The organism is Mesorhizobium sp. C399B (genome assembly GCF_030323185.1).
GTDB lineage: Bacteria > Pseudomonadota > Alphaproteobacteria > Rhizobiales > Rhizobiaceae > Mesorhizobium.
Genome location: NZ_CP100472.1, coordinates 1,914,362 through 1,927,283, shown reverse-complemented (window position 1 = coordinate 1,927,283; position 12,922 = coordinate 1,914,362). Strand labels below are relative to the sequence as shown.

The window sequence follows — 12,922 nt, the reverse complement described above, 5'->3', positions numbered from 1 at the left end:
TTTGTCTTACTCCAACTGCCAGACGCGATCACTCGATCAGCCCCAGCCGCAGCGCCTTGGCCACCGCCTGGTTGCGGTTGACCGCGTTGAGCTTCTGCGTCGACTGGGTGAGATACTGGTTGGCGGTGTGGACCGACAGCTTCAACAGCCTGGCGATCTCTTCGCTGGTGTTGCCGTTGGCGGTCAGCTTCAGGCACTCCAGTTCACGCTTGGAGATCGACCGCATCCGGCCGGCATCGTTCGGACGAATGCGGGCGACGGCGGCGAACAGCGAAAAACAGCGGGCGTGGATTTCGTAGAGCGTGTCCTCCGGCAAAGCGATCGTCGAGCCGAGGAACACCACCAGCCCGCAATGGCCGCGATCGGCATGGACGGGAAAGCCAATGCCGTTGGTGCCCGGCGCCAGCGGCTCCGTCCGCTCCGCCCAGGCGAGGTTCTGGAAGACGGCGTCCGAGCCGGCGATGCCGTCATCGGCCCACCAGCGCGGCGCTGTCGAGGCGCCGCTGTGGCGCACCATCTCCTCGCCATTGGCGCCGGCGATGAACTTGGTTGTCACCGCAGTGGCTGGATAGTCGGAATCGAAGCTCGGCACCAGGCGCGCCCGTTCCGGCGAGGGGCTGACGAAATAGAGGCCAAACGCCGACGCGTTGATGTCGACGGCAATCCAGCGGCAGCGGCGTACCGCGTCCGGGATGGTAACGGCATGGTGCGTCTCGGAACCGATGGAGAAGGCGCCGAACGGATTGCGCTGCTCGTTGAAAAGGGCTTCGGCCGCCGCCTTGATGTCAGCGTGTTTCAAATGATGCCGCTCCTGATCGCCGTGGCGATGGCCATCGCGCGGTTCGAGGCCGCGAATTTCTGGATGGCGTGGGTGATGTAGCTGTTGACGGTGTTGGACGAGACCCCGAGGATCACCGCGACCTCATCGGTGGTCTTGCCTTCAGACACCCAGAACAGGCATTCGCGCTCACGGTCGGACAGCGGGTCCTGCATGGCGGCGGCGGCGATCAATTGCGGGATAGCGGACAGCGCGTAACAGCACTTCAACTGAGCCTTCATCAGCGCCGGCTGATCGATACTGCCGGCCTCGGCCGCCGAGAAAAGCGCAAACAGTCGCTGGCGGCCGACATTGAGCCGCAGCGAATAGACTTCGGCATGGCCAAGCACGTCGAGCAGGCGCGCCTCTTCGCCTGTGAGCAGTCCGCCGGCGTCGGGCGCCGCGGCGGCGACCAGCGGCCTCGGGCGGATGCCAGGTGCAACGGTCAGCGGTCCCTGGGCAAGGCCGGCGATCAGCCGCTTGCCGATCAGTTCAATGGCGTCGAAGATCCAGTTGGATGAGACGATGCGGGCGTCGTTACGATCCTGGTCGTGGACGATGGCGACGAGCATGTAGCTGTCGGCGCCGATCTCGGCGGCAAGCTGCATGAAAAAGGAGGTGAGATCGCCGCGCGATTCAAGGCGCGAGCCTAACGTATCGGATTGGAGAAGCGCGGCGGAACTGCTCATTGGATGCTTTGGTTGTATGTCATGGCCGGAGTCTTTTCTTGAGCCCGGACGCTGGGGTTGGCAGCGGCCGAACTTGAAGACGCATCACGTTTACGAAGCACTCACACGGCGCGGCGGTCGCGCTGATCGCCGAATCCATTCAGGGAACGCGAAGCCGTCCGCGTCTGGTGCCGGTCATTGGCCGGAACTTGAGACTTTGGGTGGTCGCCGCGCCCCCCAAGGACCGGCTGATTCGGGTCTAATCTACCCGCAGATGAATCCGACATCAAACGCGATTTGACAAAATCAATATTATTGGACTCAAGCGACTCAGGGGCGGCTTTCGCGGCCTTTGACGCCGCAAAAGGCCTGAAACGCCGACACGAAAAAGCCAGAGGGTGTTGCGATACTGCCGTATCGAGGGCCGATCGATTCCGATAGGGTCTCGGCAGCCGGGAGGGGTGGGCATCCCTTCGGTCATACGGCGGATTTGGCGGCGCTTGCTCGCGGCCATCAGCATCGGGGGTCATGATGAAGCAGGTTTTCCTGGCGTTCAAGGTGGTGCTTGCGGTTCTTGCCGGCATGGCAGCGCCCGCCAAGGCTGAGCCGACCGTTACCTATGCGCTCGAAAACGGGCTGCAGGTGGTGCTGGTGCCCGACCATCGCGTGCCGAAGGTGGTGATGAACCTGCGCTACCGCGTCGGGTCGATGAATGAACCCGCGGGACGCTCGGGCTTTGCGCATCTGTTCGAACATCTGATGTTTTCCGGCACGCCGGCCTGGCCGAACGTGTTCGGTGCGCATGCCGCGCTCGGCAACGAGATCAATGCCTGGACCACCGAAGACGGCACGGTCTATTACGTCGACGGGCTGTCGTCGTCACTGCCGATGATCCTGTCGCTGGAGGCCGACCGCATGGCCAATCTCGGCCGCTCGGTGACTCAGGCCAAGCTCGATCTGCAGCGCTCGGTGGTCAAGAACGAGATGCGCCAGAACGTGCTCGACAAGGCCGGCGCATCCGGCTGGGAAGCTTTCTGGTCCGGGCTGTTCCCGAAGCCGCATCCCTATAGCCGCATGGTTATCGGCTCGGTCGCCGATCTCGATGCGGCGACGCTCGACGATGTCAGGGGTTTCTTCAACAGCTACTATCTGCCCAACAATGCGGTGCTGGTGCTGGTCGGCGACTTGGAGATCGACGACACCAAGGCGCTGATTGCCGACACGTTCGGCCGCGTGGCGCGCGGCGCCGATGTGGCGCGGCCCGCCGTGCCGGCACCGACGCAGGCCCGGCTCAAGCTGGTGCTCGAGGATCGTGTGCCAAGCTCCATCGTCGTGGTCGGCTTCAGTGGCCCGGTGGCGCAGTCGCCCGACAATGGTGCGCTCAGCATTGCCGCCGAACTGCTCGGCAACGGCGAATATGGGTTTTTGCGCAACCGGCTGGTTTCGCAGTTGGGCATTGCCACCTATGCCAGCGCGAGCTGGACCGGCGGTCTGCTCGGTGGCCGCTTTACCTTCGAGGCGGGTGCCGCCGAAGGTGTGGCGCCGGAAGCGCTGGAAAGCGCGATGAAAACGGCGTTTGCGGATTTCCTGAAGACCCCGCTCGATCCGGTCGATGTCGAGCGTGCGCGCACCGGCATCTTGCAGGCAGCGCGGCTCGGCAGCGAAGCACTGAAGGATCGCGCCGGCGTCGTCTCCTACAATGCCGACGTGCTCGGCGATGCGCAGAGCGCGCTGGTGGACGACCCGCGGGTGAAGGACGCCAGCGTGGCGGGCGTCGAGGCAACGATGAAGCGGCTGTTGAAACCGGAAGACGCCAGCATACTGGTGCTGAAGCCCGGCCCGCGCGGCGGCTATCCCGATGCACTGATCGGGTCGTCCGGCACACCGCAGCCGTTCACCGCGCCGGAGCGAGCGGCGATCGACATTCCGAAGCATGCGGCCGGGCAAGCGCCTTCGGCAACACTGCCCGCCATGGAAACGGCGACGCTCTCGAATGGCATCAAACTCGTCCACTACACAATGCCGGAAGCGCCGATGGTCTATGTCGCGGCCAGTGCCGCCGGCGGCTGGAACAGCGTGCCGGAAGGCAAGGAGGGATTGCTGGAGCTTGCAGCAAGCATGGCGACACGCGGGGCCGCCGATCGCGGCTCGGCTGATTTCGCCAAGGCGGCCAGCGACATCGGCGCCGGCGTCGGCCACCAGGCCGGAACGCTGACCACGATGATGACGCTTGGCGTACCGCCGGAAAAGCTCGACCAGGGTATTGGCCTGCTCGCCGACGCGGTGCTGAAGCCTCGTTTCGACAAGACCGAATGGACGGTGCTGATGGCGCAGACGGTCGACTGGCTAAACGGCCGCGAGGCGGATCTGCCCGGCGTTGCCGGCCGCATGGCAAAGGCGATGCTGATCCCGCAGGTGCCGGGCAAGGCAGCGGTGGACTGGTCGGCAAAGGCGCTGGCCTCGATCTCGCTCGACGAGGCGAGGGACGCATTCAAGGCGGAGTTCACGCCGAAGGCGGTGACCTTCTATAGCGTCGGCCCGATGCCGGTCGCGACCGTCGCCGCCAGCCTTGAAAAAGCATTCGGCGCGTGGACAAGCGACACCGCCGGCTATGCCGTCGAGCCGTCGCCGGCAGCGCATTTCAACGGGGGACAGAAAGTGCTGCTGGTGCCCGAACCCGGCGCCAGCCAGTCGGCACTGTTCGTGGCGCGGCCGGCGCCCGGCACCGACGAGAGCGAGCGCGCCGAATCGACCGCGGTCTCCAACCTGCTTGGCGCCGATTTCTCCAGCCGGCTGAATTCGGTGATCCGCGAGGAGAAGGGCTATTCCTATGGCGTGTCGAGCTATCTGATGAGCCCGATGAAGGCCGGCTCGGGATTGGTCGTGGCAACCACCGTCGAGCGCGCCAACACCGGTCCGGCGATTACCGAAATCCTGAAAGGATTTGCCGGCCTGACAACCTTGCCGGTAGCGCAGGACGAGGTCGACCGCACGGTGACCGTCTATCGCCGGGCGCTGGCTGGATCGGCCGAGACGTCGGCTGGTCTGTTCTCCTCGCTGATTGGCGCGGTTGGCAGCGGATCGACGCTGGAGGACCAGCAAACCCGCATGGCGGCGCGCACAAAGCTGACGCTCGATGCGGTTCAGAAACAGGCGCTGGCCCTGGCGTCGCTCGATCCGTCGCTGATCGTGGTAGCGGGCGACCCCGATGTGGTGATGCCGCAGCTTGCCGCGATCGGCCTCAAGGACGTCGAGATCGTCAAGCGTGACGAGGCTGGTGAAGAGACGGCGATGCGGGCGCTCGATCTTCTCGGGGGCAATCGCCAGGCGCCGCTGTCTGCCTCGCCGTGGCGGGTTGGCGATGGCGGCACGACGCGCGCGGTGCACGCCTGCGCCGGCGAAAGGGATTGCGGCGCGCAGATCCACGCCGATTGACGGGCTAAACGCGCAGCCGCCGGCCGCGTTGTAATTTTGGGATAACTTTGTTTCGGGGGAAACGATGAGCGATTCATTTCGGGAAGTAACGTCCGTCTCGTGGTTCGGGCGGATCAAGCGCGCGGTCGGCGGGGTCATCTTCGGCCTTATCCTGATCGCGCTGATGGTGATCGGGCTGTTCTGGAACGAGGGCCGCGCCGTGCAGACGGCGCGCTCGCTGGCCGAAGGTTCTGGAGCGGTGGTTTCGGTCGGCGCCGACAGCGTCGATACCGCCAATGACGGCAAGCTGGTTCATGTCAGCGGACTGGTGACGGCGGACAGCGGCCTGGCGGATCCGGATTTCGGCATCGCCACGCAAGGGCTGCGGCTGTCGCGCAGTGTCGAGATGTATCAGTGGAAGGAAGAGTCCAAGTCGGAGACGACCAAGAAGCTCGGCGGTGGCGAAGAGACGGTGACCACCTACAGCTATTCCAAGGTGTGGGACGACAGCCAGATCGACTCGTCGGACTTCAAGAAGCCGGACGGCCACCAGAATCCGCCGATGGAAATCCACGGCCGGACCTTCCAGATTCCTGAGGGCAAGCTTGTCGCCTTCGATCTCGATACGCCAGTGCTGGACCGTATCGAGGGTGACAAGGACTATTCGCTCTCAGCCGACCAGTCGGCGGCGATAAAGGCTGCCTATACCGGAACGAAACCGCTCAGCATCGTCGATGGCAAGATTTTTCTCGGCAATGACAACACGACGCCCGCTTTGGGTGACTATCGAATCGGCTACGAACTGGCGCCGTTGGGCGTGATCAGTATCATCGCGCGCCAGGCCGGCAGCCGCTTCGAGCCCTACCAGACGCAAGCCGGCGATGCGCTGCTGATGGTCGATACCGGCAACGTCCCGGCCGAAAAGATGTTCGCCGACGCGGTCAGCGCCAACACGCTGATCACTTGGCTGCTGCGCGGCGCCGGCTTGCTGTTGCTGACCATAGGCTTTGCGCTGTTCCTCAGCCCGATCGGGGTGATCCTCGACGTCATACCCTTCCTCGGCAGCATGGCGCGGATGGGCACCGGCATCATCGCCTTCGTCCTGGCGATCCTGGTCGGCACGGTGACGATTGCGATTGCCTGGTTCTGGTACCGGCCGTTGCTGGCGGTGGCCATCCTGGCGACAGGCGTGATTGCGGCGGTGATTGTCTACCGCATCGGCCGGTTGCGAAGGCCAGCCGTTCCGGTGGTTGCACCCAACCCGGCTGCGGCCGCCTAGATGGTCGGGGCGGCCGGAGCCGCCCCATATCTCTTTGGCGCAATTCCGGCCGGAAAACCGCCTCACACTTATCCTGGAATTGCTTTCCTATTTGTCCTCGAAGCCGGTGAGCACGCCGACGGCGTTGATGCCGATCTCCTCGACGGCGTAGCCGCCTTCCATCACGAACAGCGTCGGCAGGCCGAGCTTGGCGATGCGATGGCCGATCTTCGGATAGTCCGGGCTTTTCAGCTTGAACTGGCTGATCGGGTCCTTCTCGAAGGTGTCGACGCCGAGCGACACGATGACGATATCGGGGGCGTAGGCGGCGAGCTTGGCGCAAGCGTCCTCCAGCGAGGCGTTCCAGGCGTCCCAATTGGTGCCGAAGGGCATGGGATAATTGACGTTGAAACCTTCGCCGGCGCTGGCGCCGCGTTCATCGGCATGGCCGAGGAAGAACGGATACTCCACCATGGGATCGCCATGCAGGTTGAGAACCTGCACGTCGGCGCGTTCATAGAAGATCTCCTGCGTGCCATTGCCGTGGTGATAGTCGACGTCGAGGATCGAGACGCGTTTTGCGCCCTGATCGAGGAACCACTGCGCGGCGACCGCGGCATTGTTGATGTAGCAGTAGCCGCCCATGAACCCGGCACCGGCGTGATGGCCGGGCGGGCGGCAGAGCGCGAAGGCCGACCGCTCGCCACCCTTGACCAAGGCCGCCGCCGTCAGCGCCACGTCATAGGACGATTTGATCGCGGTCCATGTGCCTTCGACGAAGGTGGCGCCGGCGTCGAAGGAATAGTAGCCGAGCAAGGCGTCGACGCGCTTGGGTGGCACGTCGCCGCGCAGGCCGCGCGTCGGCCAGGTGAAGGGCATCGCCGTGCCCTCGAAGCCGGCGGCCTTCCACGCCGGCCAGACGGTTGGCAGGAAGTCGATATAGTCGGCCTTGTGGATGCGCTTGGCGGCTGTGAGATCGTGCTCGACCGGTCCGATGATCGGCCCCAGCTTCTCGCTCTCGACCCGCGCCTTGATGAACTCGGCCCGCGATGGCTTTTCGAAACCCGGCACGATTGCCGACGTGACCAGTTCCATCTGGCCGGCATGGCCGGCATGAAGCGGCGAATAGACAGTCTTCATGAATTTCCTCTCGAAATAGCGAAATCAGTCAAGGTTGAGATAGGGGGTGACCAAAGCGAGCCACATTCTTTCCACATCGTCCTCGATGAGGTCGTATGTCTTGCGATCCCGCTTCAACCCCACAAGCCGGCAGGCGTGCCCGACATCCATCATCAGCACGCCGAGCCGGCTGGCGATCTTGTCTTCAAGGGCCGGGTTCACATGCTGCAGCCACGCGGCGTAAAGCGCGATGATCTGCTCGTCATATTCGTCCTGGATCGGCCTGAGGTCGGCATTGCCGGATATCGCCTCGATCACCGGCATCAGGGTGGCGTTTTCGAGATATATTCTGGAGGTATCGATGAAGAGCTTGCGCACCTCCTGCCGAAACTCGTCGCGGTTGGTGGGTGGGGTGACCTCGATGCGCCTGGCGATCACCTCGGGAAACGACGACAGCCAGCGCCGGGCGAGGTCGAGGAGAATGGCTTCCTTGTTGGGAAAGTACTGGTAGACCGAACCGACCGACAGGCCCGCGCGCCGGGCAATGGCGAGCGTCGTCGGCGTCTTGGTTCCTTGCTCCCGCGTCAGGGTCAGCGCAGCGTCGAGTATCCTGTCGACCACCTTGCTCGACCGTTCCTGCCGCGGCTGCTTGCGCGGTTCGAGCGCCATCCTGGTTTCGCGGCTGAGACTGCGCTTCACGGATTGATGCCTTCGTTTCCTGCCGGTTTCAACACAGGTCCCGGTCTCAACATTGGCGTGGTGTGTCGTCCACAATACATTCGAAATTCGGCACGTTGACAAACGCGAATAATTAGTCGCATTCTTTTATCCACGCTGTTTTGAGAGATCACAAGGGGAATTTCGAAACAGCGCACTGGCATCAGTTTTCGTCCGATACCGCCGCTCCAGCGGAGTGGCAGCTTGTCGGACAAGAGGGTTGTCGGTCTCAGCCAGTCGTCAAAAGCGCGGAGTCGCGATGTCTGTCACGGGTGCGGGTCAAAATGCTGATCTGATCGTCATCAATGGTCGCGTGCGGACCATGGACGATGACAATCCCGCCGCCGAGGCGATTGCCGTCAAGGACGGCGCCATCATCGCCATCGGCAACCACGCCGCCATCGAAAAACTCAAGGGAACGACCACAGAGGTGATCGACGCCAAGGGCGGTTCGGTCCTGCCCGGTTTCATCGAAGCCCACATGCATCTGTTCTCGGGAGGGGCTGAGCTCGCGCATCTTCAACTCGGCGGTATCCATGGCTTCGAGGCGCTTCAAAGCGCCATCCGCGACTACGCAACGACGCGGCCCGAGGCGAAAATGCTTGTGGGACAGGGCGTCGACTACACCGTGCTCGGCGACGAGCGGGTGACACGCCATCATCTCGACGCCATCCTGCCCGACCGCCCCTTCTGCATGGCGGCGCCCGATCACCATACGATGTGGGCCAACACCAAGGCGTTGGAGATGGCCGGCATCCTGAAGGGACGCACGCTCGGTCCGGGCAACGAGATCGTGATGGGTGACGACGGCCTGGCCGCGGGCGAATTGCGCGAGGGCGAGGCCTTCGGTCCGGTGCTCGACCTTGCCGGCGAAAGCCGGGTGCGGTTGGGGCTGTCGACCGGCGGCGAGCCGGACCCAATGCCGTCGGCCGCCGAGCGGGCCGCTGACCGTGACATCATGCGGCGCGGGCTTGCATGGTGCGCGCGCCACGGCATCACCTCGATCCAGAACATGGACGGCAATCTCTACCAACTCGAACTGCTTTCCGAGATCGAGGCCGGGGAGGGATTGCCCTGCCGCGTCAAGATCCCGTTCCACTACAAGAACTTCATGACGCTCGACATGCTCGAGAAGGCGTCCGTCATGGCCGAGCGCTACCACAGTGAGTGGCTGTCATCGGGCATGGTCAAGGTGTTCTATGACGGCGTGCTCGATTCCTGGACCGCTGTTATGGTCGAACCCTATGCGGATCGTCCCGACTGGGTCGGCGAGCCGCTGTTCACGCCGCAGCAATTTATCGATCTCGCCGTGGCTATCGACAAACGCGGGCTGCAGATCGCGGTGCACTCGATCGGTGACGGCGCGGTGCGCGCAGTGCTCGACGGTTACGAGGCAGCGCAGAAGCTCAATGGCAAGCGCGACAGCCGGCACAGGGTTGAGCACATCGAGGTCACTACAGCAGCCGACGTGCCGCGTTTTGCCGAACTCGGCGTCATCGCCTCGATGCAGCCGTCGCATCCGCCCGGCGCCATGGATTTTCCACTGGAGCCGACGGTGTCACGCATCGGACCGGCCCGCTGGCCGCTGAGCTATGCCTGGCGCACCCTGAAAAGCGCCGGCGCCCATGTCGTGTTCGCCTCGGACTGGCCGGTGGCGGCGATCGACCCGATCCTGAGCATTCAGGCGGCAGTGCAGCGCAAACCGTGGGCAGAAGGCGATCCTGACCAGAGTTTCTCGCTGCAGGAAGCGATTGCCGCCTACACGGTCGAGGGCGCCTATGCCGAATTCGCCGAGCATCGCAAAGGCGTTCTGAAACCCCGCTATATGGCGGATCTGGTGGTTTTGTCGGCCGATATCGAGAAGACGGCGCCGGCCGATCTACACAAGCTGCGGCCGGTGACGACGGTCTGCGGTGGCAAGGTCACCTACCAGGCCTGACAATGGCATGCGGCTTGCACAGCTTGCCGCTTGCAAGACGAAATGACCGACTGAACTGTGATTCAATGCCGGACTTGCCAACCTACCGGCCGTGTGGTCACATCGAACAGGGGAAAAACTCCGCCAGCAAGAGCGGGGTCAACAGTGAGGCGTATCGTGCCGGAAAAACCGGATCGGAATGCAATTGAAGTCGTAAACGTCAGTAAAATTTTCGGATCGGGTGAGGGGCAGGTTACTGCCCTCGATACGGTCTCGGTATCCATCCGCGAGAATGAGTTCTTCACCCTGCTGGGACCATCCGGCTGCGGCAAGACCACGTTGCTGCGGCTGATTGCCGGCTTCGACTTTCCAACCGCCGGCGAAATCCTCCTCTACGGTCAGGACATCGCGCCGTTGCCGCCCTTCAAGCGGCCGGTCAACACCGTCTTCCAATCCTACGCGCTGTTCCCGCATATGACGGTCGCCGACAATATCGGCTTTGGCCTGGAAATGCTGGGCAAGCCGAAGGCCGAGATCAAGGCGCGCGTCGCCGAGATGCTGAAACTGGTGAAGATGGAGGCGCTGGCGGGTCGCCGAACCAGCCAGATCTCCGGCGGCCAGCAGCAGCGCGTGGCGCTCGCCCGGGCGCTGGCGCCGCAGCCCAAGGTGCTCCTGCTCGACGAACCGCTCTCGGCGCTCGACTACAAGCTGCGCAAGGAAATGCAGATCGAATTGAAGCGGCTGCAGCACGAGACCGGAATTACCTTCATCTTCGTCACCCACGACCAGGAGGAAGCGCTGACCATGTCGGACCGCATCGCGGTGATGTCGTCGGGCAAGATCCTGCAGGTCGGCTCGCCGCGCGACATCTACGACCGGCCGGCCGAGCGTTTCGTCGCCGACTTCATCGGCGAGTCGAACTTCCTCAAGGCGGATGTGGTTAGCGCGACTGGTGGCCGGGCGACGGTGAAGCTGCCGTCTGGTGTGGAAATCCCAGCCTCGCTGCCGGAAGGCTTCAGCCCCAGCGGCAAGGTCACCATCGTCGTGCGTCCAGAGCATGCGCAGTTGGGCACGGCCAGCCCGAGCGCTTCGCTGTCCGGTACCGTCGAAAACATCGTCTATCTCGGCACCGACACGCACTTCCATCTGCGCCTTGCCGGTGGCGAGCCGTTCATCGTGCGGCGTCAGAACAGCCGCGGCGCCGGTGACGGCTTCGTGCAGGGCGGCCAGATCGGTATCACGATCGGCAACGACGCCGCGCAAGTGCTGAAGGACTGATCATGGCGACCGCGGAACAAGTCGCCAAGGCAGCGGAGCGACGCGATGTGCGCGACCGGTGGCTGCTGTCAGCGCCAGCCTTGCTGGTGATCTTCCTCGCCGCGACCGGCCCCTTGCTGATCGTGCTGATCTACTCGTTCCTGACGCCTGGCCCCTATGGCGATGTGAAGTGGCAGTTTTCGCCCGATGCCTGGCTGTCGGTGTTCATGGAACGCGACATTTTCGACGATACGCTTTCGCTTGCGGCAGCGCATGTCACCATCTTCTGGCGCTCGATCAAGCTGGCGGTGATAACGACGATCGCCACTTTGGCATTGGGGTTTCCAACCGCCTATTTCATGGCGACGCGCAGCGAGAAAACCAGGGATCTCTGGCTGTTCCTGATCACCATTCCGTTCTGGACCAACCTTCTGATCCGCACCTTCGCCGTGCTGCAGATCATCCGCAACGAAGGCATCATCAACACCATCCTTATCAAGCTTGGTATCGTTTCAGCGCCGGTGCAGATCCTCTTCACCGACACGGCGATTCTGATCGGCATGGCCTATGTCTATCTGCCGCTGATGGTGCTGCCGATCTATGCCAGCATGGAGAAGCTTGATTTTCGCCTCGTCGAGGCGGGCTACGACCTCTACGCGACCCGATTCAAGGTATTGCGGAAGATCATTTTCCCGCTGGTCAAACCCGGCGTCATTGCCGGCTCCATCCTGGTCTTCATTCCAGCCCTTGGCGCCTATGTGACGCCGAGCGTGCTTGGCGGCGGCAAGAATATGATGCTGTCCAACCTGATCGAATTGCAGTTCGGCCAAGGCCGCAACTGGCCGCTCGGCTCGGCGCTGTCGATCACGGTGATGATCATCGTCATGGTGGCGCTGCTTGCCTATGTGCGCAATGCCGGCAAGTCGGGGGCGCGGCATGGCTAAGAACTTTTCCATCAAGCACCAGACCGGCTTCACGGTGATCGCTGCGACCTGTTTTATCGTGCTCTATCTGCCGATCATCGTGCTGGTCGCCTATGCCTTCAACGCGGCGAACTCGACGTCCGAATGGGGCGGCTTTTCGATGCGCTGGTTCCAGTCGGCTTGGCAGAACGTGCAAGTTATCGACGCGACGCTACGCTCGTTCCAGATCGGCGCCGTCGCTGCGGTGCTGTCGACAATCTTTGCCACCATGGCCGCGCTCGCCACCACGCGCACCGCGTCCTATCCGGGCCTCACCTTCAAATATGCGGCGATCAACCAGCCGCTGATGGTGCCCGAGATCGTCACCGGCGTGGCGCTGCTGATCTTCTTCTCGCGCATCAAGATCTTCACCGGCTATTCCGGCATTGGCTATCTGATCGCCGCGCACACGGCGTTCTGCATCCCGTTCGCCTATCTGCCGATCCGGGCGCGGCTGGAAAACATGGACCTGACGCTGGAGCGCGCGGCCGCCGATCTGTACGCGACGCCTTGGAAGACCTTCCGCCGCATCACGCTGCCGCTTTTGTGGCCCGGCATACTGGCCGGACTGATGCTGGCCTTCGTCATCTCGCTCGATGACGTCGTCATCACCGAGTTTGTCAAATCGGGCGGCCAGGATACGCTGCCCACCTACATGCTCGGCCAGATCCGCCGCGGCATCACGCCTGAGATCAACGCGATATCGACCGCCTTCCTGCTGCTTTCGGTCGCGATCGTCACGTTGTTTTTCTTCGTCAGCAGGAAAAGAGACTGAACCGACAAATGGGAGCT

General features: G+C 63.2%; 10 protein-coding genes. 6 read left to right on the top strand and 4 right to left on the bottom strand.

Annotated features, from left to right (window positions below; genetic code table 11):
* Positions 1-28: 28 nt before the first annotated feature.
* Together NLY36_RS09045 and NLY36_RS09040 are read right to left on the bottom strand one after the other, a co-directional pair.
* Entirely contained in the window at positions 29-799 is a 771-nt protein-coding gene (locus NLY36_RS09045) for a helix-turn-helix transcriptional regulator (RefSeq protein ID WP_023735018.1), read from the bottom strand.
* On the bottom strand, positions 796-1,506 hold the full coding sequence (locus NLY36_RS09040; RefSeq protein ID WP_023671758.1) for a helix-turn-helix transcriptional regulator: 711 nt from the start codon (positions 1,504-1,506) through the stop codon (positions 796-798). Before NLY36_RS09040 ends, NLY36_RS09045 begins: the two co-directional genes overlap by 4 nt.
* A 507-nt stretch (positions 1,507-2,013) precedes the next feature.
* Between NLY36_RS09040 and NLY36_RS09035 the strand changes: the two genes are divergently transcribed.
* Both NLY36_RS09035 and NLY36_RS09030 read left to right on the top strand, forming a co-directional pair.
* Positions 2,014-4,920: a M16 family metallopeptidase gene (locus NLY36_RS09035; protein WP_023735017.1), complete on the top strand. Its 2,907-nt coding sequence runs from the start codon at positions 2,014-2,016 to the stop codon at positions 4,918-4,920.
* Positions 4,921-4,984: 64 nt separating this feature from the next.
* Positions 4,985-6,178 carry a TMEM43 family protein gene (locus tag NLY36_RS09030; protein WP_023735016.1) on the top strand — a complete coding sequence of 398 codons (1,194 nt, stop codon included), beginning with the start codon at positions 4,985-4,987 and terminating at the stop codon, positions 6,176-6,178.
* 87 nt (positions 6,179-6,265) lie between these two features.
* Here NLY36_RS09030 and NLY36_RS09025 read toward each other — a convergent pair whose 3' ends face one another.
* Positions 6,266-7,297: a histone deacetylase family protein gene (locus NLY36_RS09025; RefSeq protein WP_023671761.1), complete on the bottom strand. Its 1,032-nt coding sequence runs from the start codon at positions 7,295-7,297 to the stop codon at positions 6,266-6,268.
* Between the two features lie 24 nt (positions 7,298-7,321).
* On the bottom strand, positions 7,322-7,975 hold the full coding sequence (locus tag NLY36_RS09020) for a TetR/AcrR family transcriptional regulator (protein WP_023714009.1): 654 nt from the start codon (positions 7,973-7,975) through the stop codon (positions 7,322-7,324).
* Positions 7,976-8,252: 277 nt separating this feature from the next.
* Here NLY36_RS09020 and NLY36_RS09015 point away from each other — a divergent pair, with 277 nt between their 5' ends.
* The 4 genes from NLY36_RS09015 (at position 8,253) to NLY36_RS09000 (ending at position 12,905) form a co-directional block, all read left to right on the top strand.
* Complete coding sequence (locus tag NLY36_RS09015) at positions 8,253-9,932, top strand: amidohydrolase (RefSeq protein ID WP_023735015.1); 1,680 nt, start codon at positions 8,253-8,255, stop codon at positions 9,930-9,932.
* Positions 9,933-10,088: 156 nt separating this feature from the next.
* Positions 10,089-11,189 (top strand): ABC transporter ATP-binding protein, encoded by a 1,101-nt coding sequence (locus NLY36_RS09010; RefSeq protein WP_023735014.1) that lies wholly within the window; start codon positions 10,089-10,091, stop codon positions 11,187-11,189.
* A gap of 2 nt (positions 11,190-11,191) precedes the next feature.
* Positions 11,192-12,112, top strand: a complete 921-nt coding sequence (locus tag NLY36_RS09005) for an ABC transporter permease (RefSeq protein WP_023691712.1) — start codon at positions 11,192-11,194, stop codon at positions 12,110-12,112.
* Positions 12,105-12,905 carry an ABC transporter permease gene (locus NLY36_RS09000; protein ID WP_023671766.1) on the top strand — a complete coding sequence of 267 codons (801 nt, stop codon included), beginning with the start codon at positions 12,105-12,107 and terminating at the stop codon, positions 12,903-12,905. Before NLY36_RS09005 ends, NLY36_RS09000 begins: the two co-directional genes overlap by 8 nt.
* Positions 12,906-12,922 lie beyond the last annotated feature (17 nt).

Bases quoted from the DNA above. Each gene is read 5' to 3' on its own strand.
- NLY36_RS09040 (WP_023671758.1), bottom strand. From the start codon at position 1,506: ATGAGCAGTTCCGCCGCGCTTCTCCAATCCGATACGTTAGGCTCGCGC.
- NLY36_RS09035 (WP_023735017.1), top strand. From the start codon at position 2,014: ATGATGAAGCAGGTTTTCCTGGCGTTCAAGGTGGTGCTTGCGGTTCTT.
- NLY36_RS09030 (WP_023735016.1), top strand. From the start codon at position 4,985: ATGAGCGATTCATTTCGGGAAGTAACGTCCGTCTCGTGGTTCGGGCGG.
- NLY36_RS09025 (WP_023671761.1), bottom strand. From the start codon at position 7,297: ATGAAGACTGTCTATTCGCCGCTTCATGCCGGCCATGCCGGCCAGATG.
- NLY36_RS09015 (WP_023735015.1), top strand. From the start codon at position 8,253: ATGTCTGTCACGGGTGCGGGTCAAAATGCTGATCTGATCGTCATCAAT.
- NLY36_RS09005 (WP_023691712.1), top strand. From the start codon at position 11,192: ATGGCGACCGCGGAACAAGTCGCCAAGGCAGCGGAGCGACGCGATGTG.
- NLY36_RS09000 (WP_023671766.1), top strand. From the start codon at position 12,105: ATGGCTAAGAACTTTTCCATCAAGCACCAGACCGGCTTCACGGTGATC.